This is a genomic window from Desulfurivibrio modestus (assembly GCF_044068625.1).
Lineage (GTDB): Bacteria > Desulfobacterota > Desulfobulbia > Desulfobulbales > Desulfurivibrionaceae > Desulfurivibrio.
This window is the reverse complement of the sequence record NZ_JBIPKH010000001.1, coordinates 297944-318720: the sequence shown is the minus strand read 5'-3', so window position 1 is coordinate 318720 and position 20777 is coordinate 297944. Positions and strand designations below refer to the sequence as shown.

26 protein-coding genes are annotated in these 20777 nt (G+C 61.8%); 25 read left to right on the top strand and 1 reads right to left on the bottom strand.

The genetic code is table 11. From position 1 onward, the window contains the following. The first annotated feature begins 1 nt into the window (after position 1). From ACHHRT_RS01475 to ACHHRT_RS01355, 25 genes are all read left to right on the top strand, one after another. Positions 2-694: an MlaC/ttg2D family ABC transporter substrate-binding protein gene (locus ACHHRT_RS01475; RefSeq protein WP_395496955.1), complete on the top strand. Its 693-nt coding sequence runs from the start codon at positions 2-4 to the stop codon at positions 692-694. Continuing rightward, positions 694-1179: a cyclic nucleotide-binding domain-containing protein gene (locus ACHHRT_RS01470; protein ID WP_395496953.1), complete on the top strand. Its 486-nt coding sequence runs from the start codon at positions 694-696 to the stop codon at positions 1177-1179. The genes ACHHRT_RS01475 and ACHHRT_RS01470 overlap by 1 nt, the downstream gene beginning before the upstream one ends. Continuing rightward, positions 1167-1739, top strand: coding sequence for a hypothetical protein (locus ACHHRT_RS01465; protein WP_395496951.1), 573 nt, complete (start codon positions 1167-1169; stop codon positions 1737-1739). Before ACHHRT_RS01470 ends, ACHHRT_RS01465 begins: the two co-directional genes overlap by 13 nt. A 67-nt stretch (positions 1740-1806) precedes the next feature. Beyond that, positions 1807-2331 (top strand): YceD family protein, encoded by a 525-nt coding sequence (locus ACHHRT_RS01460; RefSeq protein WP_395496949.1) that lies wholly within the window; start codon positions 1807-1809, stop codon positions 2329-2331. A gap of 87 nt (positions 2332-2418) precedes the next feature. Beyond that, entirely contained in the window at positions 2419-2601 is a 183-nt protein-coding gene (gene rpmF / locus ACHHRT_RS01455) for a 50S ribosomal protein L32 (RefSeq protein WP_395496947.1), read from the top strand. Positions 2602-2612: 11 nt separating this feature from the next. Then, positions 2613-3683, top strand: a complete 1071-nt coding sequence (plsX, locus tag ACHHRT_RS01450; protein ID WP_395496945.1) for a phosphate acyltransferase PlsX — start codon at positions 2613-2615, stop codon at positions 3681-3683. Continuing rightward, the gene (locus tag ACHHRT_RS01445) at positions 3680-4657 is read left to right on the top strand and encodes a beta-ketoacyl-ACP synthase III (RefSeq protein ID WP_395496943.1); all 978 of its coding nucleotides are present in this window, start codon (positions 3680-3682) and stop codon (positions 4655-4657) included. Before plsX ends, ACHHRT_RS01445 begins: the two co-directional genes overlap by 4 nt. Before the next feature lie 28 nt (positions 4658-4685). After that, a complete protein-coding gene (locus tag ACHHRT_RS01440; protein ID WP_395496941.1) occupies positions 4686-5840 on the top strand; it encodes an acyl-CoA dehydrogenase family protein in 1155 nt (384 codons plus the stop codon). Then, on the top strand, positions 5837-6616 hold the full coding sequence (locus ACHHRT_RS01435) for an electron transfer flavoprotein subunit beta/FixA family protein (protein ID WP_395496939.1): 780 nt from the start codon (positions 5837-5839) through the stop codon (positions 6614-6616). Before ACHHRT_RS01440 ends, ACHHRT_RS01435 begins: the two co-directional genes overlap by 4 nt. Before the next feature lie 22 nt (positions 6617-6638). Then, entirely contained in the window at positions 6639-7856 is a 1218-nt protein-coding gene (locus tag ACHHRT_RS01430) for an FAD-binding protein (RefSeq protein WP_395496937.1), read from the top strand. Then, a complete protein-coding gene (gene fabG / locus ACHHRT_RS01425) occupies positions 7853-8599 on the top strand; it encodes a 3-oxoacyl-[acyl-carrier-protein] reductase (protein WP_395496935.1) in 747 nt (248 codons plus the stop codon). The genes ACHHRT_RS01430 and fabG overlap by 4 nt, the downstream gene beginning before the upstream one ends. Before the next feature lie 104 nt (positions 8600-8703). Continuing rightward, positions 8704-8937 (top strand): acyl carrier protein, encoded by a 234-nt coding sequence (acpP, locus tag ACHHRT_RS01420; protein WP_395496933.1) that lies wholly within the window; start codon positions 8704-8706, stop codon positions 8935-8937. A 70-nt stretch (positions 8938-9007) separates the two neighbouring features. After that, positions 9008-10249 (top strand): beta-ketoacyl-ACP synthase II, encoded by a 1242-nt coding sequence (gene fabF, locus ACHHRT_RS01415; protein ID WP_395496931.1) that lies wholly within the window; start codon positions 9008-9010, stop codon positions 10247-10249. Positions 10250-10251: 2 nt separating this feature from the next. Next, a complete protein-coding gene (rpiB, locus tag ACHHRT_RS01410; protein ID WP_395496929.1) occupies positions 10252-10677 on the top strand; it encodes a ribose 5-phosphate isomerase B in 426 nt (141 codons plus the stop codon). 28 nt (positions 10678-10705) lie between these two features. Beyond that, entirely contained in the window at positions 10706-11983 is a 1278-nt protein-coding gene (locus ACHHRT_RS01405) for a serine hydroxymethyltransferase (protein WP_395496927.1), read from the top strand. Between the two features lie 6 nt (positions 11984-11989). Then, a complete protein-coding gene (locus ACHHRT_RS01400) occupies positions 11990-12457 on the top strand; it encodes a deoxycytidylate deaminase (protein ID WP_395497031.1) in 468 nt (155 codons plus the stop codon). 7 nt (positions 12458-12464) lie between these two features. Further along, on the top strand, positions 12465-12929 hold the full coding sequence (nrdR, locus tag ACHHRT_RS01395; RefSeq protein WP_395496925.1) for a transcriptional regulator NrdR: 465 nt from the start codon (positions 12465-12467) through the stop codon (positions 12927-12929). 24 nt (positions 12930-12953) lie between these two features. Continuing rightward, a complete protein-coding gene (gene ribD / locus ACHHRT_RS01390) occupies positions 12954-14048 on the top strand; it encodes a bifunctional diaminohydroxyphosphoribosylaminopyrimidine deaminase/5-amino-6-(5-phosphoribosylamino)uracil reductase RibD (protein ID WP_395496923.1) in 1095 nt (364 codons plus the stop codon). Positions 14049-14090: 42 nt separating this feature from the next. Beyond that, complete coding sequence (locus ACHHRT_RS01385) at positions 14091-14759, top strand: riboflavin synthase (protein WP_395496921.1); 669 nt, start codon at positions 14091-14093, stop codon at positions 14757-14759. 74 nt (positions 14760-14833) lie between these two features. Further along, positions 14834-16075 carry a bifunctional 3,4-dihydroxy-2-butanone-4-phosphate synthase/GTP cyclohydrolase II gene (locus ACHHRT_RS01380; RefSeq protein ID WP_395496919.1) on the top strand — a complete coding sequence of 414 codons (1242 nt, stop codon included), beginning with the start codon at positions 14834-14836 and terminating at the stop codon, positions 16073-16075. A gap of 15 nt (positions 16076-16090) precedes the next feature. Then, positions 16091-16558 carry a 6,7-dimethyl-8-ribityllumazine synthase gene (ribH, locus tag ACHHRT_RS01375; protein WP_395496917.1) on the top strand — a complete coding sequence of 156 codons (468 nt, stop codon included), beginning with the start codon at positions 16091-16093 and terminating at the stop codon, positions 16556-16558. Positions 16559-16564: 6 nt separating this feature from the next. After that, positions 16565-16969 (top strand): transcription antitermination factor NusB, encoded by a 405-nt coding sequence (gene nusB, locus ACHHRT_RS01370; RefSeq protein WP_395496915.1) that lies wholly within the window; start codon positions 16565-16567, stop codon positions 16967-16969. Continuing rightward, a complete protein-coding gene (locus ACHHRT_RS01365) occupies positions 16960-19269 on the top strand; it encodes an FtsK/SpoIIIE family DNA translocase (RefSeq protein WP_395496913.1) in 2310 nt (769 codons plus the stop codon). Before nusB ends, ACHHRT_RS01365 begins: the two co-directional genes overlap by 10 nt. A 50-nt stretch (positions 19270-19319) precedes the next feature. After that, positions 19320-19571, top strand: a complete 252-nt coding sequence (locus ACHHRT_RS01360; protein WP_395496911.1) for a hypothetical protein — start codon at positions 19320-19322, stop codon at positions 19569-19571. Between the two features lie 14 nt (positions 19572-19585). Further along, positions 19586-20374 carry a histidinol-phosphatase HisJ family protein gene (locus ACHHRT_RS01355; RefSeq protein WP_395496909.1) on the top strand — a complete coding sequence of 263 codons (789 nt, stop codon included), beginning with the start codon at positions 19586-19588 and terminating at the stop codon, positions 20372-20374. On the opposite strand, the gene ACHHRT_RS01350 is transcribed toward ACHHRT_RS01355, so the two are convergent. Beyond that, entirely contained in the window at positions 20354-20752 is a 399-nt protein-coding gene (locus ACHHRT_RS01350; protein ID WP_395496907.1) for a pancreas/duodenum homeobox protein 1, read from the bottom strand. The two genes, ACHHRT_RS01355 and ACHHRT_RS01350, sit on opposite strands and share 21 nt — an antisense overlap. Between the last annotated feature and the right edge of the window lie 25 nt (positions 20753-20777).

Below are 20777 nucleotides of genomic sequence, written 5' to 3'. Positions count from 1 at the left end.
GGTGGAGATTACGATCATGTTCAAGATGGGGAATTGCTTAACCGGTATCCGGTCGCTGTCCGCTCAACTGTTGCGGGCCGCTGTTTTACCCCTCTGGCTGCTGCTGGCGGCCTTGAGCGTCGCCCAGGAAGCTCGGGCCACCATGGGTTTTGAGCCCCGGGCCACGGTGGAGCAGGCGGTGGATGAGATCGTCGCCATTCTGACCGACCCCGCCCTGGCGGCCCCCGAGGCCCGGGAGCAGCGGCACCGGCTGGTGGTTAAGGAGGTGGAGAAGTTTTTTGATTTCAACGAGATCTCCATGCGAACCCTGGGCCCGCGCTGGCGCGAGTTGAGCCCCGAGCAGCGGCGCGACTTTGTCGAAATCTTCAAGCAGTTTCTGGAAAAAAACTACATCGACCAGGTGGACAGTTACTCCGGGGAGAAGGTGGAGATAAAGGACCAGGAGATCCGAGAAGATCGCCGGGGAAACCGCTTCGCCATGGTGCAGACCGATTTTATGACCAGTGCCCAGCAGCGGGTGGCGGTCAATTACAAGCTGCTGGAGCGGGATGATCGCTGGATGGTATACGATGTCGATATCGAGGGGGTCAGTCTGGTTCGCAACTTTCGCACCCAGTTTGACCCTTACTCCTATGATGAGCTGATCAGTCGGATGAAGAGACAGATCACCACCGGCGAAGGCCTGGAGCCCTGATGATGACGCACCCTGGTGGCAACCCGGAGCCGGCGGCGGTTAAGATTGCTCCGCTCGATGCCATGGCGGCCCTGGCTTTTCTGGACCGGGAGGAGGCCCGGACCCTGGCGGCCCTGTGCGTCGAAAAAAGGTTTGCCGCCGATGAAACCGTGATGGCTGAAGGCGATCCCGCCGACTGGATGGCTTTTGTCCTGGCCGGTAAGGTGGCGGTGAAGAAGTCTTCGCTGTTTCCCGGCCGCTATACCCTGCTGGCCGAACTGGAGCCGGGGGGGATGGTGGGGGAGGGGGGGCTGGTCAGCGGTGGGGAGCGGGATCTGGTTGTGGCCGCAGTCACCGAGACCCGCTTGCTGGTCTTGTCCCGCGCCAATTTTCTGCGCCTTTGCCAGGAGGATCAAGCCCTGGCCCTAAAGCTGCTGACCCGGATCATCACGGTAATGCGTCACCGCTTGCACAGCGCCGCCAACCGGCTCTCATGGATTCTTTGAAAGGTTTTGGCGCCCGCCTGCGCTCCCTGGTAGATGCCGCGCTTGCCCTGCCCTCCTCCGTCCCGCCCCGCCAAGGGGGAGAGAAACCGGCTGGCCGCGCCCTGGTGCGGGTGGCCCTGGGCTATGCCCTGCTGAACTTCCTGTTGCTCCTCTATTTCGTGGTTTCCCGGCGCCTGCCGCCTTCCCCGGCCGCTCTGGCCTTGCTGGCCGCCCTGCCCCTGGGGCTTGGTTTTGGCCTGGCGGCCCATTTTTTCAGCCGCTGGCGGAGCATCCTGGCCCGCCATCTGGAGCGGGTTACCCCCGGCTACACCACCACCTTTCTGCTCTTTTTTGTCCATATGATCGGTTATCTGCTGCTCTTTTCCGGCCTGGTCGCCTTCCCCTTGGGGGTGGTGATCGACGGGCCGGAGGCGGCGTCGGCTCTGGTCCTGGAGTTCCGTCTTTACAGCGTTAATTTTGTGCTGGTCATGGCTTTGCTCTCCTGGTTTGTGGCCGAGCATCGCCTGATTGATGGGTTGTTGGCCGTCGCCCGTCGGTTGTTGCCCAAGGAAACTCCTTGACAGATCAGCTGAATATTCTATAGTTGCCCGTTTCGGTAATCACGCCGTGGTGCCATCGACTTTCGCCATGCAGATCAGATTTGATGAGATTCCCCGCCAGGGGTTGTTTTTTGAGGTTGGTGATCAATCGTGGTTTCCCGGTCACGATCTGCAGCATCGTGGTCCGCTGCTGGCCAAGGTTAGTCTCCAGCGGGAGGGTGATCGGGTAACCGTGGCCGGTGAGCTGGCGGCCACGGTCCTGCTCCCTTGTGACCGTTGTCTGGAGAGCTATCCGTTTGACTTGCAAAGCACTTTTCAGGTCAAGCTGGAACTGGTCGATCCCTTGGACCAGCCGGTGGTGGCGGGGGCGGAGCATCTTTGCCATCTTGACGAGATGGAGACCATCGAGCTTTCACAGCCCTTGGTGGACGTGGCCGAGCTGCTGGCCCAGCAGCTCTACCTGGCCCTGCCGCTCAAACGCCTGTGCCGGGAGGAGTGCCGGGGGCTGTGCCCCTCCTGCGGCGCGGACCTGAACCGGGACCCATCCTGCGCTTGTCAGGGTGGGGGGAAGGATTCACCCTTTGCCGCCTTGCGGCATTTAAAGTTGAAATAATGTTGTTTGGTCGCCGCTTTGGCGGCGGTTGCAAGGCTTTCAGACCGGAAGCCGCCTGGATGCTGTTTAATTTGGAGGTTTAAGAAGATGGCTCTGCCCAAAAGAAGACATTCCCATTCCCGGACCCGGACCCGCCGGGCCCACGATGCCCTGGGGGTACCCACGGTTTCCACCTGCGCCCAATGCGGTGAACCGAAGATGCCCCATCGTTTGTGCCCCGGTTGCGGTTCCTACAAGGGCCGCTCGGTTATCAAGCTGGACGAAGAATAATCGGGTAAGAGATGGCCGGCCAGTTGCGCATTGCTTTGGACGCCATGGGGGGCGATCGGGGCCCCGGGGAGATGGTGGACGGGGCGGTCCTGGCGGTGCGTCAGGAAAAGGTGAGCGTCACCCTCCTGGGCGATGAGGCCCGGATTCGGGCCGCCATTGCCGCTTCCGGCTGTTCGCCCGCCGAGGCCGCCCTGCTTGAGGTGGTACACACCAGCCAGGTGATCGGCATGGATGAGTCGCCCTTTGACGCCATCCGCCGCAAGAAGGACTCCTCGATCATGCGCGCCTTTGCCCTCCATAAAGAGGGCAAGGTGGAAGCGGTGGTCTCCGCCGGCAACTCCGGGGCCACCATGGCCGCGGCTTTGAAGTATTTAGGCCGGCTGGACAGCATCTCCCGACCCGGCATCGCCAGCGCCTTCCCCACCCTCAAGGGGCCGGTGGTGATGATGGATGTCGGGGCCAACGTGGACTGCCGCCCTCGCCACCTCTTTGAGTTCGGGGTGATGGCCGCCGCCTTTTCCCGGGTGCTGTTCAATATCGAACGCCCCCGCATCGGTCTGCTCAGCATCGGCGAGGAGGGCGGCAAGGGTAATATCCTGGTCAAGAAATCCCACCAGCTTTTTAAGCAAAGTTCCCTCAACTACATCGGTAATGTCGAAGGTCGCGAAACCTTTAAGGGTGATGTCGACGTCATCGTCTGCGACGGTTTTGTCGGCAACGTCTGCCTCAAGCTCAGCGAGGGGTTGGCCGAGGCGGTGATCGCCATGCTGGGGGATGAGATTAAAAAGAGGCTTTCCGCCAAGATCGGTTATCTTTTGGCCCGGGAGGCCTTTACCGCTTTTCGCCGCCGGGTCGATTATGCCGAATATGGCGGGGCGCCCCTGCTGGGGATGCAGGGTACCGGGGTGGTCTGTCACGGTCGCTCCAACGATGTGGCGATTAAAAACGCCATTCGGGTGGCGGCGGAGATGGTCCGTAACCGGGTCAACGATCACATCACCGATCTGTTGGCCGCCGACGGATTTCTGGCCAAAAATGCCGAAGCCAGCGAGGAGCTCAGCGAAGGTGGGGCGGACGCATGAGCCGGGCGATCATTGCCGGCACCGGCTCGGCCCTGCCGGACCGGGTGTTGACCAACCGGGATCTTGAGCGGATGGTGGAAACTTCCGACGAGTGGATCACCTCCCGCACCGGGATCAATACCCGCCGCATCTCCGGGGCCGGCGAGGGAACCTCACGCCTGGCCGCCGCCGCCGGCCGCAAGGCCCTGGCCATGGCCGGGGTTGATCCCGGCGAGCTGGATATGATCGTGGTTGGGACCATCACTCCCGATATGACCATGCCATCCTGTGCCTGCCTGGTCCAGAAGGAACTTAAGGCCGTCCGGGCTTTTGCCTTCGATCTTAATGCCGCCTGCTCCGGCTTTCTCTATGCCCTTGATCTGGCAGATAAATATATTCGCAGCGATCCCTCGTTGAAAATTCTGGTGATTGGGGCCGAGACCCTCTCCAGCCGGGTTGACTGGCAGGATCGGAACACCTGTGTGCTGTTCGGCGACGGGGCGGGGGCCTGCCTGGTCACCGGTGGTGCTGGTGAGCGAGGCTATCTGGCCGGCAAGCTCATGGCCGACGGCTCCCTGTGGGAACTTTTGCATCTGGAGGCGGCGCCGGGCCACAATCGGGATCTGCGCCCCAATCACGACTCCTCCCCCAGCATCAGGATGCAGGGCCGGGAGGTTTTCCGTCACGCGGTGCGGGCCATGGAGGACGCGGTCACCAGGGTGCTCAACGCCACCGGGGTAAAGGCCGAGAGTTTGCGGCTGGTGATCCCCCATCAGGCCAATATTCGGATTATCAAAAGCCTGGCTGAGCACCTGGGTCTGCCGCCGGAAAAAGTCTATGTTAATGTGGACAAATATGGTAATACATCGGCGGCCACCATCCCGATCGCTTTGGATGAAGCCAACCGGGCCGGCCTGCTGGCCCCGGATGATCTGGTCATGTTCTGCGCCTTTGGTGGAGGTTTCACCTGGGGGGCGTCCTTGTTGAAATGGTAAACAATATTGTCAGGCAATAGGGGGGAGAGTGGATTATTTTCTCAGCGAAGAGCAGGAGATGATTGTTGATGTGGCACGGCGGATCAGCGATGAGCTGATCATTCCCCGGCGGGCCCATTACGATGAAACCGAGGAGTATCCCCGGGAGATTCTTGATACCCTGGCCCAGTCCGATCTCTATGGGCTCTACATTCCCGAGGAGTACGGCGGTTTTGGCGGCGGCAGCTTTGAAATGGCCCTGGCCCTTGAGCAGGTGGCCCGGGGTTGCACCGGGGTGGCCACCGCCTTTGCCGCCAGCGGCCTGGGCGCTTATCCCATTATTATCTCCGGCAGTGAGGAGATGAAACAGAAGTATCTACCCGATATCGCGGCGGGAAAAAGATTTGCCGCCTTCGCCCTCACCGAATCGGGAGCCGGCAGTGACGCCTCCGGCATTCAGACCACCGCCGTCATGGACGGCGATCATTGGGTGTTGAACGGCACCAAGCAGTGGATCACCAATGCCGGCGAGGCCGGGATCTACACGGTGATCGCCATCACCGATCGCAAGCGGGGAGCCCGGGGGGCCACCATGTTCGTGGTGGAGGACACCGATCCCGGTTTCTCCGTCGGTCCCAAGGAGAAGAAGATGGGGATCCGCTGCTCCTCCACCCGCGAGGTTATCCTCAAGGATTGCCGGATTCCCGCCGATCGGGTGATCGGTCGGGTGGGGATGGGCTTTATCACCGTGATGAAAACCCTGGATCTTTCCCGGCCCGGCATCGCCATCCTGGGCGTGGGCCTGGGGCAGGCGGCCCTTGATGAGGCGAGCCGTTACGCCAAACAGCGGGTTCAGTTCGGCAAGCCAATCATCTCCTTCCAGGCGGTGGCCCATATGCTGGCCGACATGGCCATCCAGGTGGAGGCGGCCCGGGCCCTGGTCTATGCCGCCGCCCGCCACATCGATGCCCATCCCGATCAGGCTTCCAAGGCCGCTTCCATGTGCAAGGTTTTCGCCACCGACATGGCGATGAAGGTGGCGGTGGATGCGGTGCAGGTCCTGGGCGGATACGGCTTCATGCGGGAGTACCCGGTGGAAAAGATGATGCGGGATGCCAAGATCCTGCAGATTTACGAGGGTACCAACCAGATTCAGCGCAACGTTATCGGTCAGGAACTCAACAAGGAATACACCAAAAAATGAAAATTGTGGTATGCGTCAAACAGGTGCCCGACGCCAAGGATGTGCGGCTTGATCCGGTCACCAACACCCTGTCCCGTGACGGGGTCCAGTCGATCATGAACCCCTACGACCGCCATGCCCTGGAAGAGGGGGTGCGGCTGGCCGGTGAGGAGGGTGGCAGCGTTACCGTAATAAGCATGGGGCCTCCCCAGGCGGCGGAGGTGCTGCGGGAAGCGGTGGCCTGCGGCGCCGATGAGGCGGTGCTGGTTTCCGATCGGGCTTTCGCCGGGGCCGATACCTGGGCCACCACCCACACCCTGGCCCAGGCCATCAAAAAGGTGGGCGGCGCCGATCTGGTCCTTTGTGGCAAGCAGGCCATTGATGGTGATACCGCCCAAGTGGGTCCCGGCCTGGCCGAACGGCTGAATATGCCCTACGTCACCTGCGTCCGCAAGGTGCTGGCCAGCGACAACGGGGTGATTCGCCTGGAACGGCTGATGGATGACGGCTATGATACCCTGGAGGTCAAGTTGCCGACCCTTTTCACCGTGGTCAAGGAGATCAACGAGCCTCGGCTGCCCTCACTGAAAGGCAAGATGAAGGCCAAGAAACTGCAGATTACCACCTTTTCCGCCGCCGATATCGATGCCGACCCCGACCAGATCGGCCTTAAAGGTTCGCCAACCCAGGTGGTGCGGGTCTTCTCGCCCCAACCCCGGGGCGAACGGACCATCTTCAGTGGTCCGGTGGAGGAGCAGGTGGAGAAGCTGGCGGTTGAACTGGCTAAAATAGTGTAATTTGTAAAGGGCGGAGCCTGATATGTTGAAAATTGATACCGAGGCCTGTATTGCCTGCGGTTTGTGTGAAGAGGCCTGCACCTTCGGCGCGATTCGCGTGGAGGGGGATCACGCGGTGGTGGGTGATAACTGCACCCTCTGCGGGGCCTGTGTCGAGGTTTGCGAGGTCGGAGCGTTGCGGCTGGAGCGGGAAGAGGGGGTGCAGACCGCCGATCTCGACTCCTGGACGGGGGTTTGGGTTTATGCCGAGTTCCGCCATGGCCGGATTGCCCCGGTGGCCCTGGAATTGCTGGGGGCGGGCCGGGGGCTGGCCGATAAACGGGGGGTGGCTCTCTCCGCCGTGCTGCTGGGTTCCGGGGCCGAGGCCGCGGATGGTCAGGGGTTGGGGGGGGTGGCCGCCGAGCTGATCGCCCATGGTGCCGACCGGGTTTATCTGGTTGACGAGCCGGCCTTGGCCCGTTTCACCGATGATGTTTACGGCAATATCCTCACCGACCTGATCCGGGAACACAAGCCGGAGATTGTCCTGGCCGGTGCCACCGCCGTTGGCCGCTCCTTTATTCCCCGGGTGGCGACCATGATGGCCGCCGGCTTGACCGCCGACTGCACCGAACTGGATATTCGCGAGGAGGATGGGGCTCTGCTCCAGACCCGGCCGGCCTTTGGCGGCAATATCATGGCCACCATCGTCTGTCCCCGGACCCGGCCCCAGATGGCCACGGTTCGGCCCATGGTGATGAAGCCGCTGACCCGTGACGCTCAACGCCAGGGGGAGATTATTGAGGTGCGGCCGGAGGCGGCCCGCCTGCAATCGCGGGTCAAGGTCCTCGATAGTGTGGTGGCGGCCCTGGACAAGGTGAATCTGGCCGAGGCCGATATCGTGGTGGCCGGCGGCCGGGGCCTGGAAAACGCCGAAGGTTTCGCCCTGCTCCACAAGCTGGCCGCCAGCCTGGGCGGGGCGGTGGCCGCTTCCCGGGCCGCCGTGGATTCCGGTTGGATTCCCTACCCTCACCAGGTGGGCCAGACCGGTAAAACCGTGGCCCCCAAAATTTACATCGCCTGCGGAATTTCCGGGGCGATTCAGCATCTGGTGGGGATGCAGTCGGCGGAAACCATCGTCGCCATCAATCGCGACCCCGAAGCCCCCATCTTCAACGTGGCCACTTACGGGATTGTCGGTGATCTTTTCCAGGTGATCCCCAAGCTGATCGAGCAAATTGAGCAGAGGAACAGAGGATGAGTTTGCAGGGCAAGGTAGCGGTGGTTACCGGCGGCAGCCGGGGAATCGGCCGGGCGGTTTCGCTGCGTTTGGGGGCAATGGGAGCGCTGGTGGTGGTCAATTATGTCAGCCGGCCCGACGCGGCGGAAGAGGTCGCTGCCCAGATTCGGGCGGCCGGCGGCCAGGCCGAGATCTGCGCCTTCAACGTGGCGGATACCGCAGCCACGGAAGAGGCCTTCAAGAAGATCCTGGCCGATCACGGCCGGATCGATATTCTGGTCAACAATGCCGGGATAACCCGTGACGGTTTGATGGTCAAGATGAAGGAGTCCCAGTGGGATGAGGTGCTGGACACCAACCTCAAGGGGGCTTTCACCTGCCTGAAGGCGGTGAGCCGGACGATGATGAAGCAGCGTTGGGGCCGGATCGTCAATATCTCTTCGGTGATCGGCTTTGCCGGCAACGCCGGCCAGCTCAACTATGCCGCCGCCAAGGCTGGCCTGGTGGGTCTGACCCGCTCCGCCGCCCGGGAACTGGCTTCCCGCAATATTACGGTCAACGGGGTGGCCCCAGGCTATATCGTCACCGATATGACCCGGGATCTGCCCGAGGAGATCAACGAAAAGATCAGGGCTGAAATTCCCCTGGGGCTGCTGGGTGAACCCGAGGATGTGGCCGGGGCCGTGGCTTATCTGGTTTCCGAGGATGGCCGCTATCTCACCGGCCAGTTCATCCATGTCAACGGCGGCATGTATATGGGCTGACCCGCCGGCAGAGCTGATTGTTTACCGACAGAATTAATGGAATGGGATGTTCTCGGTTGGGGAACTGGTTGTTTATTTAAAAAATAATTGTAAGGAGAAAGATCATGGCAGTTGAGCAGAAACTTATTGATATCATCGCGGAGCAGTTGAGCGTGGATAAGACCAAGGTTGTGCCCGGTGCTTCCTTCATTGATGACCTGGGCGCCGACTCCCTGGATCTGGTGGAGCTGATCATGGCCATGGAGGAGGCTTTCGATATCGAGATCGCCGATGAGGTGGCGGAAAAGATTATGACCGTCCAGGACGCCATTGACCATATCAAGAAGATTTCCGAATAAGGTGGTGCTATCTGACCTTCGGTGGGGTGACTTACCTTCAGGCCAAGCCTTAACAGGGAGATAGTGAACGGTGAAAAGACGAGTCGTGGTAACCGGAGTCGGTCTGATCTCTCCGGTGGGGAATGACGCCGCCACCAGCTGGGAGGCCCTTTGTGCCGGTAAGAGTGGGGTTGCGCCGATCACCCGCTATGATGCCTCGACCCAGGGGGTGAGAATTGCCGCCGAGGTCAAGGGCTATGAGCCGGATGATTACTTCGAAACCAAGGAGGCCCGCCATCTGGAGCTGTTTGTCCAGTACGCCCTGGTCGCCGCCCGGGAAGCCCTGGGGGACTCCGGTTTTGAGATTACCCCGGAGAATGCCGGCCGGGTGGGCAGCATCGTCGGTTGCGGCATGGGCGGTCTCCCCACCATTGAGAAATATATCCAGATTCTCCATGAACGGGGGGAGCGGCGAATCACCCCCTTCTTTATTCCCATGGTGATCCCCAATATGGGGGCCGGTCAGATTTCGATCTTTTACGGCACCAGGGGGCCCAATCTGTCGGTGACCACCGCCTGTGCCGCCGGCACCCACGCGGTGGGCGAGGCTTTCCGTTCGATCAGTTACGGAGATTGTGATCTGGCCCTGACCGGCGGCAGCGAGTCGGTGATCTGCCCCATGGGGTTTGGCGGTTTCCATGCGATGAAGGCCCTCTCCACCCGTAATGACGATCCGGCGGTGGCCTCCCGCCCCTTTGACCGGGATCGGGACGGCTTCGTTATTGGTGAAGGCGGCGGCATTCTCCTGTTGGAGGAGTTGGAGCACGCCAAGCGGCGGGGGGCGAAAATTTATGCCGAGATGGCGGGTTATGGTCTCTCCGGCGACGCTCACCATATCGCGGCCCCGCCCGAAGATGGGGCCGGGGCGATCCGCTGCATGCAGGCCGCCCTGGCCGATGCCGGGATGCAACCGGCGGATATCGATTACGTCAACGCCCACGGCACCTCCACCCCCCTCAATGACGTGGTGGAGACCCGGGCTTTAAAGGCGGTGTTCGGCGAACACGCCGCCAGGCTGGCGATCAGCTCCACCAAGTCGATGACCGGTCATCTGCTGGGCGGAGCCGGTGGAGTCGAGGCGGTGATCACCGCCTTGAGCGTCAAGTATCAGTTTGCCCCGCCCACCGCCAATCTGGAAAATCCCGATCCCGAGTGTGATCTTGATTATCTGCCGGGTAAAGGCCGAGCCATGGCGATCCGGGCGGCGATGTCCAACTCCTTCGGTTTTGGCGGCACCAACGCGGTTATCATCATGAAACGCTACGAGGAGTGAAGATGAAAGTGGCACTGGGTTGCGACCATGGCGGTTTTGCCCTGAAAGAGACGGTGCTGGGGGTTTTGCGCAGCCTGGGTCATCAGGTGGATGACTGCGGGGTGATGAGCGCCGATTCCGTTGATTACCCCGAGATCGCCGCCGCGGTCTGCGACCGGGTGGTTGACGGCTCCTGCGAGCGCGGCATTCTGATCTGCGGCACCGGGATCGGGATGTCCATGGCGGCCAATCGTAACGCGACCATTCGGGCCGCCCTTTGCGGGGAAACCTTTGGTGCCCGCATGAGCCGTGAACACAATGATGCCAATGTTCTGTGTCTGGGGGCCCGTAGCACCGGCCCCGGTCTGGCCGAGGAGATAACTCGGGTTTGGCTGACCAGCGAGTTCGCCGGTGGCCGCCATCTCCGTCGCATTAAGATGTTCTGTTAACTAACCTTTCATCAGCAGGGAAACGGCCGTGTCCTACCTAGCCAGCAGTGATCCGGAGATAGATCGTGCCATCCGGGGCGAGTTAAGCCGTCAGTACAATCAGTTGGAGATGATCGCCTCGGAGAATATTGTCAGCGAGGCGGTCCTGGAAGCCCAGGGCTCGATCTTCACCAACAAGTATGCCGAGGGGTATCCCGGCAGGCGCTACTACGGCGGCTGCGAATATGCTGACCGGATCGAGGAGTTGGCCTCCGCCCGGGCCTTGGAGTTGTTCAAGGCCGAATACGCCAATGTTCAGCCCCACTCCGGCAGCCAGGCCAATATGGCGGTCTATTTCGCCTGCCTTAAGCCTGGAGATACCGTGCTGGGGATGGATCTGGCCCATGGCGGCCACCTGACCCACGGCAGCGCGGTCAATTTCTCCGGCCAGCTTTACCGTTTTGTTTCCTACGGAGTCGAGAGGGGCAGCGAGCGGATCGACATGGCGGAGGTGGAGCGGCTGGCCATGACCCATCGGCCCAAGATGATCGTGGCCGGGGCCAGCGCCTACCCCCGGATCATCGATTTTGCCGCCTTCCGTCGGATAGCCGACCAGGTGGGGGCGTTGTTCATGGTGGATATGGCCCATATCGCCGGCCTGGTGGCCGCCGGGGTTCACCCCTCGCCGGTGCCCCATGCCGATTTTGTCACCACCACCACCCATAAGACCCTGCGGGGTCCCCGTGGTGGCCTGATCCTGGCCCGGCAAGATTTCGGCAAGATGCTGGACAGCAAGATCTTTCCCGGGATCCAGGGGGGGCCCCTGGTCCATGTTATTGCCGCCAAGGCGGTGGCCTTCAAGGAGGCCATGGGGGAAAAGTTCCGTCAGGATATGGCCCAGGTGGTCAAAAATGCCCAAACCCTCGGTAACGCCCTGGTTAAAAGGGGCTACCGGTTGGTCTCGGGTGGGACCGACAACCATCTGCTGCTGGTGGATCTCACCCCGAAAAAGATCACCGGCAAGGAGGCCGAGGAGATTCTGGAGATGGCCGGGATCACGGTCAACAAGAACGCCATCCCCTTTGACACCGAAAAGCGTTTTGTCACCAGCGGAATCCGGATCGGAACCCCGGCCGTCACCACCCGGGGTTTGAAGGAGCCGGAGATGGAGGAGATTGCGGCCTGGATCGATCGGGCCCTGGCCACCGGCGGGGTCATGGCCGGTTCCTCCGATCAGGCCACCGAGCTGGCGACGATTCGGGAGGAGGTGAGCCGGCTCTGCGCCCGTTTCCCCATCTACCCCGCCCTCTATTCCGAGGAAAAGTAGGGCGTGATGCTTGCCCGGGAATCGCGGCCGAGCTGGGACGAGTATTTCATGGCCATTACCGAGCTGGTGGCCCAGCGGGCCACCTGCATGCGGCGTAAAGTGGGAGCGGTGCTGGTTCTGGAGCGGCGGGTGGTCGCCACCGGCTACAACGGAGCCCCCAGCCGTGTGCGCCACTGCCTGGAGGTTGGCTGCCTGCGGGAGCAACTGGGAATACCCTCGGGCGAACGCCACGAACTCTGCCGGGGTTTGCATGCCGAACAGAACGCCATTATCCAGGCGGCCCTGCATGGGGTGAGTCTGCGGGGGTGCACCCTTTACTGCACCAACATGCCTTGCTCCATCTGCAGCAAGATGCTGATCAACGCCGCCATCGAAAGAATTTATTACCGGGCAGGCTATGCCGATTCCATGGCGGCCGAGATGCTGGCGGAGGCGGGGATCCCCCTGATTAAGCTCCCGGCCAACCCGGAGTAACACTGCCATGAAATGTCCCTATTGCGGCCATCTGGAAAATCGGGTGGTTGATTCCCGTCTCAACAAGGAGTACACCATCACCCGCCGCCGCCGGATGTGTGATGCCTGTCAGCGTCGCTTCACCACCTATGAGCGTCTGGAAGTAACCATGCCGATGCTGGTCAAGAAGGATGGCCGGCGTGAGTCCTGGGATCGCCAGAAGGTGGTGGAAGGGGTGAAAAAAGCCTGCGAAAAACGGCCGGTGAGCAGTGAGCAGATCGAGGAGTTTGTTGATGGTCTGGAGCGGGAGTTTCAGGACCTGGGGGAACGGGAGATTCCGGTGCGGATGGTGGGCGAGCGGGTAATGGATGGCTTGCGGCAGATCGATGAGGTGGCCTACGTCCGGTTCGCTTCCGTCTACCGGCAGTTCAAGGACCTCAACGAGTTCATGCAGGAACTGAAAAGTATGCTCTCATCCCCCAAACAGAAATAAGCCTTGCCGAGTCCGCCTCCCGCCATGGGTTTCGATCAAGATGCCGCATATATGAAAATGGCCCTGCTCGAGGCCCGCAAAGGCCTGGGCAAGACGGCCCCCAACCCCTGTGTCGGGGCGGTGGTGGTAAAGCGGGGGCGGGTGGTGGGTAAAGGCTGGCATCGACGGGCCGGTACTCCCCATGCCGAGATCCATGCCCTGAACGCCGCCGGAACGGCGGCTGCCCGGGCTACCCTCTACGTCACCCTGGAACCCTGCAACCATCACGGCCGGACCCCGCCCTGCAGCGAGGCGATCATCGCCGCCGGGATCGCCAGGGTGGTTTTTGCCCTGGCCGATCCCAATCCGGTGGCCGGGGGTGGGGCCGAGCGGTTGGCCCAGGCGGGGATCGAGGTCCGGGGCGGAGTGCTGGCCGAAGAGAGCCGGCGCTTAAATCGTCCCTTCCTTAAACGGGTTACCAGCGGTCTGCCCTGGGTGCTGCTCAAGGCGGCGGTGAGTCTCGATGGCCGGATCGCCACCGCCGCCGGTCACAGCAAATGGATTACCGGGGAGCAGGCCCGCCGGTTGGCCCATCGCTTGCGGGCCCAGAGTGATGCCATTCTGGTGGGCAGCGGTACAGTGCTGGCCGATGACCCCGCCCTGACCACCCGACTGCCGGGGGGGCGGGGCCGGGATCCTTTGCGGGTGGTTCTGGACGGTCGCCTGCGGACTCCCCCCACGGCCCGGATCATTAATCGGGACTCTCCGGCTGCGACCTGGATCTTTTGTGCCCGGGAGGCCGAGCAGGAGCGGATCGAAGCCCTGCGGAGGGCCGGAGCCCGGGTTTTGCCGGTGGAGCGGGGCGAGCAGGGTCTTGATTTGCGCCAGGTGTTGCTGGAACTGGGGCAGGCCGGGATCGGGAGCCTCCTGGTGGAGGGTGGTGGCCGGGTCCATGGCTCCTTTCTGGGCCAGGGCCTGGCCGATGAGGCCGCGTTTTTTGTCGCGCCCCTGCTGGTTGGCGGCGATGGGTTGCCGGCGGTGGGGCCATTGGGCCATGAACGAATCGATCAGGCCCCCCGTCTGCGGGAGGTGGTAAGCCGCCGCCTGGGTAGCGATATCCTGATCCGGGGTCTTTTGTGAAACCGGCTTCCCGCCGGGGTGATCTTAACGTGAGGCAGGAGCATGTTTACCGGAATTATTCTGGGTAAGGGTAAAATCATCGCAAAGCGGCCCGCCGGCGGTGGGGTGACCTTCGGTCTGCAGACCGATTTCGCCCTGACCGATCCGGTGGAGGGGGAGAGTATCGCCGTCAACGGGGTCTGTCTGACCGCCCGCGAGATTCGCGGTAACCGTTTTTTGGCCGACGTTTCCCCCGAAAGTCTGACCCGGACCAATCTGGGACGTTTGACTGCCGGCTCGGAGGTCAACCTGGAGCGGGCCCTGCGGCTCAGTGACCGCCTGGGTGGTCACCTGGTCAGCGGCCATGTGGACGCGGTGGCGGCGGTGCTGGCCCGGGAACCTTTGGGGGAGTTCACCCTCTTTACCTTCGCCGTGCCCGCAGGGCTGGGCAAATATATTATCGAGAAGGGTTCAATCACCATCGACGGGATAAGTTTAACGGTAAACCGGGTTGATCAGCGCAGTTTCAGTGTGTCGATCATCCCCCACACCCTGGCGATCACGACCCTGGGTGGTCTGGTGGTGGGGGGGCAGGTAAATCTGGAGGTGGATCTGATTGGTAAGTACGTGGAGAAGCTCCTGGCTCCCGGCGATTCGAGCAATTCCGGGCAGCCGGCGCCGGCTGCCGGCATCAATCCGGCTTTTCTGGCGGAACATGGTTTTTTAAGGTAGTATACCAATTTTTTGCGCAGGGTTTCCGCTGGCGGGAGCACCGCATCCAGTAAAGTATCGTGGGAGAGATGATCATGATCAGTTCCATCGAAGAGGTAATTGAGGATATCAGGGCCGGGAAGATGATTATCCTGGTGGATGACGAGGACCGGGAAAACGAAGGCGATCTCTATATGGCGGCTGAAAAGGCCACCCCCGAGGCGATCAACTTCATGGCCACCCACGGGCGGGGATTGATCTGCCTGACCCTGACTCCCGAGCAACTTGAGCGCCTACAGTTGCCGATGATGGTTCAGCACAATCGCTCTCCTTTCGAGACCGCCTTTACGGTGAGCATTGAGGCCCGCACCGGGGTGACCACGGGAATCTCCGCCGCCGACCGGGCCCGGACCATCCTGGTGGCCGCCAACCCCGAGGCCAAGCCGGAGGATCTGGTCAGCCCCGGCCATATTTTCCCGCTGCGGGCCAAGAAGGGTGGAGTATTGGTGCGCACCGGTCAGACCGAAGGCTCGGTGGATCTCTCCCGCTTGGCCGGGCTTAACCCCGCCGGGGTGATCTGCGAGATCATGAAGGATGACGGCACCATGGCCCGGATGCCGGATCTGCAGGAATTTGCCAAAAAACATGATCTTAAAATCGCCACTATTGCCGACTTGGTGGCCTATCGGGTTCGGATGGACAAGCTGGTACACCGGGCCGCCGAGGTGCGGTTGCCCACCATGCATGGCGAGTTCCATGCCATTGTTTACAGCAACGATGTGGATAATCTGGAGCATGTGGCCCTGATCAAGGGTAAGATCGACCCGGAACAGGATATCCTGGTCCGGGTTCACTCCGCTTGCCTCACCGGCGATGTGTTCGGCTCCAAACGCTGCGACTGCGGCGGCCAGCTCTTCAACGCCCTGCGGATGATCGACCGCGAAGGAATGGGGGTGCTGCTTTACATGATGCAGGAGGGGCGTGGCATCGGTCTGGTCAACAAACTCAAGGCTTACGCCCTGCAGGACCAGGGGATGGATACGGTGGAGGCCAATTTGGAGCTGGGCTTCAAACCCGATCTGCGCGATTATGGGATCGGCGCCCAGATCCTGCGGGATCTGGGGGTGCGCAAGATGCGGCTGCTGACCAATAATCCCAAAAAGATCATCGGCCTGGAGGGTTATGGGCTCCAAGTCACCGATCGGCTGCCCATTGAGATGGAGGCCGAACCGGAAAATGTGCAGTATCTCAAAACCAAAAAGGACAAGATGGGGCATATGCTGGAGCGTCTGGCCTACAGCAAGGCGGCCGGCCAATTGGCCCGCAATGAACCCTAGAAAGGAGAGCAGGAGATGGTCAAGTATATCGAAGGTAATCTGCAGGCTTCCGGCAAAAAGTTCGGAATCATCGTTTCCCGCTTCAACTCCTTTATCGCCGAGCGGTTGCTGGAGGGGGCCCTTGACACCTTGCTCCGCTCCGGGGCCGAGGAGAAGGATATCGAAGTGGCCCGGGTGCCCGGCGCCTACGAGATCCCCCTGGTGGCCGGCAAGATGGCCCGCTCCGGGCGTTATGACGCGGTGATCTGCCTGGGGGTGATTATCCGCGGCGCCACCCCCCATTTCGATTTTGTGGCCAATGAAGCGGCCAAAGGGATCGCCCAGGTGGGGATGGATACCGGTCTGCCGGTGATCTTCGGGGTGCTGACCACCGATACCATTGAACAGGCCATTGAACGGGCCGGTTCCAAGGCCGGCAACAAGGGGTCCGAGTGCGCGACGGTGGCGATTGAGATGGTCGATCTGCTCGGCAAACTGGCCTAGAACTTTATGGGCATTCGCCGTAAAGCACGGGAGCTGGCGCTGCAGGCCCTCTACCAGGGGGAGCTGGTCGATCTTCCCGCCCTTGACACCCTGGCAATCATGTGTGACAATTTCGAGATCAACCGTAAGGCCTTGCCCTATGGGCGGGAGTTGGTGGCCGGAGTTGTCGCCAACCGGGAAGCGATCGATGCCGCCATTGAGGGCTGCGCCGCCAACTGGCGCCTGGCGAGAATGTCGGTTATTGATCGTAATATCATGCGGATAGCCGTTTATGAATTTCGCTTTGCCGAAGGAGTGCCGGCCGGGGTGGCGATCGATGAGGCGATTGAGCTGGCTAAACGGTATGGCGCTGACGACTCCCCGGCCTTTATCAATGGCATCCTCGACGCAGTAAGGGGAAAATGCGATTAGGCGCTAGTGGATCATCTCCTGGCCTGGGGCGGGAGATTGCTTCGGTGGCCGGGCTTTTTGTGAGCCTTTTCCTGCTGGTTTGTCTGGTCAGCTACTCTTTGCCTCCCGCAGCCGGCTCCGCTGCCGGTGACCTCTGGACCTCGCGGGGGGAAGTCGGTGGCTTGGCCGCCGAAGGCGGGGTTGACCTTGCTCCCAACTGGGGCGGGGCGGTGGGCCGGGTGGTGGCCGAAATGGTGCTGAGTTTTCTGGGGATCAGCGCTTTTTTGCTCCCCCTGCTGCTGCTGACGCTCTCACTGCAGGGCTTTTCCCCCGGTTTTACCTTTCGCCGGCTACCCCTGGTGCTGGTGGGCACCAGCGGTCTGCTGCTGGCCGGCAGCAGCCTGGCCGGGCTCAATGGCGGCGAGGTATTGAGCCTGTTCGGCAATCACTATCCCCAGGCCGGCTATCTTGGCGGCCTGTTGGCCGGTTTCGGCCACCGGATTCTGGGTGGCCCCGGTTCATTTCTCTTTTTTCTGGCCCTTTTTATTATCTCCCTGATGCTTACCCTGGAGTTCTCTCCCTATCTGTTCAGTAAACGGCTGGCGGCGGGTGGTCAACGGCTGTGGGTTTTGGGAGGCGGCCTCCGCGGCTGGCTGGGCCAGAGAATCGATGAGGTGCGATCCTGGCAACGTTCCCGCCTGAAGCAGGGGGCTGAGGAGGTCGGGGTTGCTCCGATCAATATCCAAACACCCATTGCCGATCCCCCCCAGGTCAACTTCTTCGATCTTGATTTGGCTCTTCTGGAGCAGGACGAGGGGGATGACGAGGAAGCGCCGTCCGGCACGGGGCGGGGTCGGGGCAAGCGGGAGAAGGTGGCCCAGGATGAGGACTCTTTTCAGCTGCAGCCCCTGGAGGCCGGCGGCGAATACCGCCTGCCCTCGCTTTCCCTGTTGGATCGGGCGCCCAGCCGGGAACAGGGGCCCGACCGGGAGTACTACCTGGGGGTCAGCAAGCAGCTGGAGGATAAGCTGGCCGACTTCAATGTGGTCGGCAAGGTGGTGGGGATCTCCCCGGGCCCGGTGATCACCACCTACGAGTTTGCGCCGGCGCCCGGGGTCAAGATTAATCGGATCGTCTCCCTGGCCGAGGATCTGGCTTTGGGCCTCAAAGTGGAGAGTGTTCGGATCGCCGGCTCCCTGCCCGGCAAGGGGGCGATCGGGATTGAGATTCCCAACCCCCGCCGCCAGATGGTGCCGGTGCGTGACATCATCGCCCATGAAAGTTTTCAGCAGACCAACTCCCGGTTGACCATCGGCCTGGGGATGGACGTGGTTGGCAATCCGGTGGTGGCCGATCTGGCTCGGATGCCCCATCTGCTGATCGCCGGGGCCACCGGTTCCGGCAAGAGCGTGGCGGTCAATACCATCATCTGCAGCATTCTCTACAATGCCACGCCGGCCGAGGTGCGGCTGCTGCTGGTTGATCCCAAGCGGATTGAGCTCTCCTGCTATGAAAATATTCCCCACCTGCTTCATCCGGTGGTGGTTGATCCCAAGCTGGCCAGCCGGGCCCTGCAGTGGGCGGTGCGGGAGATGGAGCGGCGTTACCAGCTAATGGAGGAGGCCCGGGTCAAGAGCCTGGCCGGCTACAACCAGGAGGCCGAGGAGAAGCTGCCCCTGATCGTGATCATCATCGACGAGCTGGCCGATCTGATGATGGTCTCCTCCCGCGAAGTCGAGGACGCGGTGGCCCGCCTGGCCCAGATGGCCCGGGCGGCCGGAATGCACTTGATCCTGGCCACCCAGCGCCCTTCGGTGGATGTTCTGACCGGTTTAATCAAGGCCAACTTTCCCACCCGGATGTCCTTCAAGGTCTCCTCCAAGATCGATTCCCGGACCATCCTCGACGGCAGTGGGGCCGAACACCTGCTGGGGGCCGGTGACATGCTCTTCATGCCCCCGGGCACCTCCAAGCTGCAGCGGATCCACGGGGCCTATATCTCCGAGGCGGAGATCGGCCGGATCGTCGCCTTTCTCAAGGAACAGGGAGCGGCGGAATATGACGCCTCGGTGCTGGAGTTTGCCGAGGAAACGGCGGCGGGGGAAGAGGCCGAGGAGGATGGCACCCTGGATGAACACTACGATCGGGCGGTGGCCCTGGTCACCGAAACCGGCCAGGCTTCGATCTCCATGGTTCAACGGCGGCTGCGGGTGGGCTACAACCGGGCCGCCCGGATGATCGAAACCATGGAGAAGGAGGGGATTGTCGGCCCGGCCGATGGCGCCAAGGGTCGGGAGGTTCTGGTTCGCAAAAGCTATTAGCGTTTTGTTGTCAGATTAACCTTGGGGTAAGGCTTGCCAAAGCCGATATAGTGTTTAAGGTATGGGAAAGTGACGGACGCTTTACCGGCCATCTACCCCATGAGGTTGACGATATGAAAGTACCCAGCAAGAACATCGACTTGACCAAGGTCCGGGCCGTTGTCTACCACATGCCCGGAGGAGACTCCTTCGCCGTACCGGTGGAAGGTCTTGAGCCGTTCATCGAGTTCGGTTTCGGCAAGATCTGTGACACTTCCGAGATTGATGGTTTTATCCACTTCTTCCCCCGCGGCAACGCCTGAGCAGTTTGCGTTTTATGTTAGATTCCAGCACCGATGGGCATGTTCATACCGCCCTTTGCCGCCATGCGGTGGGGGAGATGGAGCAGTACGTCCAGGCGGCCCTGGACCGGGGGCTGCACCGGATCTTTTTCCTGGAGCATTTCGAGGCCGGCATCATCAACGATTACCAGTGCTGGCTGGGGCCCGATGATTTTGTTTACTATCGGCGGGAGGGGGAGCGGTTGCGCCGCCGTTATGCCGACATGATCGAGATCGGCCTGGGGGTGGAGGTGGGGTACAACCCCCGGGAGCTGCCGGCGATTCGGGAATTCCTGGCGACCCACCGCTGGGATCGGGTGGGGCTCTCCTGCCATTTTCTGGCCATCGGCTCCCGCCATTACAACCTGCTCAGCAATGACCCCCGGACCCTGGCGGTCTTCAGTGAGTATGGGGTGGCCCGCACCCTGGAGCAATATTTCGCCCTGCTGGCCGAGGCGGTGACCCAACTGCCCGGCACCCAGCTCTGCCATCTCGACGCCGCCCTGCGCCACCACCCGGAGGTGGCGGCCCCCCTGGCGGAGTTGAGTGCCGGTCCCGTCTGTGAGCAGATTTTTCAGGCCATGGCCGTCCGGGGCATGGCCCTCGAGATCAACACCTCCGGATACAGCCATCGCCGCCGATTGGCCTACCCCACTCCCGATCTGCTGGCCCGGGCCGCCCGTTTTCAACTGCCCCTGACCGCCGGCTCCGATGCCCACCGCCCCGAGGAGGTGGGCCGCTTTTTTGAGCGCCTCCCCCAGCCGTTACTCGATGGTGATGATTAAGGGGATGATATGCAGGGCCTTGGAGGACTCCCGGGTGCCCCCCAGTCGCCACTCCTTGCAGTGGGCCTCCTCCCCCAGCAGTTGGTCAATGGCCGCCACCACGCCCTTGATGTTGATGATCGGGTGGCGGGAAAACACCTCCGGCAGACCGTAGGTCAGGTTACAGGCCAGACACTTACCGGGCCGCTCGTGCAGCTCCAGGGCCAGTTGCAGGGTGCGGGCGTTCGCATCATACCGTTCGAAGGAGAGCTTGATATCGTAGGAACCCTCGGCGGCGTCACCGAAGAGGGCGTCGAAGAACTGATCGGCCCGGTCCGCCGGAAAGAGGGCGGCCAGTTTTTCCTCGTTGAGCAACTCCTTGATGGTGGCTTCATTCATGGTCGATCTCTCCTGGGATGATTGA

What these genes read in the sequence shown, in the direction of transcription:
- ACHHRT_RS01385 (WP_395496921.1), top strand. Translation starts at nt 14,091, where the DNA reads ATGTTTACCGGAATTATTCTGGGTAAGGGTAAAATCATCGCAAAGCGG.
- nusB (WP_395496915.1), top strand. Translation starts at nt 16,565, where the DNA reads ATGGGCATTCGCCGTAAAGCACGGGAGCTGGCGCTGCAGGCCCTCTAC.
- ACHHRT_RS01465 (WP_395496951.1), top strand. Translation starts at nt 1,167, where the DNA reads ATGGATTCTTTGAAAGGTTTTGGCGCCCGCCTGCGCTCCCTGGTAGAT.
- ACHHRT_RS01460 (WP_395496949.1), top strand. Translation starts at nt 1,807, where the DNA reads ATGCAGATCAGATTTGATGAGATTCCCCGCCAGGGGTTGTTTTTTGAG.
- ACHHRT_RS01470 (WP_395496953.1), top strand. Translation starts at nt 694, where the DNA reads ATGATGACGCACCCTGGTGGCAACCCGGAGCCGGCGGCGGTTAAGATT.
- rpmF (WP_395496947.1), top strand. Translation starts at nt 2,419, where the DNA reads ATGGCTCTGCCCAAAAGAAGACATTCCCATTCCCGGACCCGGACCCGC.
- ACHHRT_RS01350 (WP_395496907.1), bottom strand. Translation starts at nt 20,752, where the DNA reads ATGAATGAAGCCACCATCAAGGAGTTGCTCAACGAGGAAAAACTGGCC.
- ACHHRT_RS01380 (WP_395496919.1), top strand. Translation starts at nt 14,834, where the DNA reads ATGATCAGTTCCATCGAAGAGGTAATTGAGGATATCAGGGCCGGGAAG.
- ACHHRT_RS01365 (WP_395496913.1), top strand. Translation starts at nt 16,960, where the DNA reads ATGCGATTAGGCGCTAGTGGATCATCTCCTGGCCTGGGGCGGGAGATT.
- ribH (WP_395496917.1), top strand. Translation starts at nt 16,091, where the DNA reads ATGGTCAAGTATATCGAAGGTAATCTGCAGGCTTCCGGCAAAAAGTTC.
- ACHHRT_RS01400 (WP_395497031.1), top strand. Translation starts at nt 11,990, where the DNA reads ATGCTTGCCCGGGAATCGCGGCCGAGCTGGGACGAGTATTTCATGGCC.
- fabG (WP_395496935.1), top strand. Translation starts at nt 7,853, where the DNA reads ATGAGTTTGCAGGGCAAGGTAGCGGTGGTTACCGGCGGCAGCCGGGGA.
- plsX (WP_395496945.1), top strand. Translation starts at nt 2,613, where the DNA reads ATGGCCGGCCAGTTGCGCATTGCTTTGGACGCCATGGGGGGCGATCGG.
- ACHHRT_RS01430 (WP_395496937.1), top strand. Translation starts at nt 6,639, where the DNA reads ATGTTGAAAATTGATACCGAGGCCTGTATTGCCTGCGGTTTGTGTGAA.
- ACHHRT_RS01445 (WP_395496943.1), top strand. Translation starts at nt 3,680, where the DNA reads ATGAGCCGGGCGATCATTGCCGGCACCGGCTCGGCCCTGCCGGACCGG.
- nrdR (WP_395496925.1), top strand. Translation starts at nt 12,465, where the DNA reads ATGAAATGTCCCTATTGCGGCCATCTGGAAAATCGGGTGGTTGATTCC.
- ACHHRT_RS01435 (WP_395496939.1), top strand. Translation starts at nt 5,837, where the DNA reads ATGAAAATTGTGGTATGCGTCAAACAGGTGCCCGACGCCAAGGATGTG.
- acpP (WP_395496933.1), top strand. Translation starts at nt 8,704, where the DNA reads ATGGCAGTTGAGCAGAAACTTATTGATATCATCGCGGAGCAGTTGAGC.
- rpiB (WP_395496929.1), top strand. Translation starts at nt 10,252, where the DNA reads ATGAAAGTGGCACTGGGTTGCGACCATGGCGGTTTTGCCCTGAAAGAG.
- ACHHRT_RS01355 (WP_395496909.1), top strand. Translation starts at nt 19,586, where the DNA reads ATGTTAGATTCCAGCACCGATGGGCATGTTCATACCGCCCTTTGCCGC.
- ribD (WP_395496923.1), top strand. Translation starts at nt 12,954, where the DNA reads ATGGGTTTCGATCAAGATGCCGCATATATGAAAATGGCCCTGCTCGAG.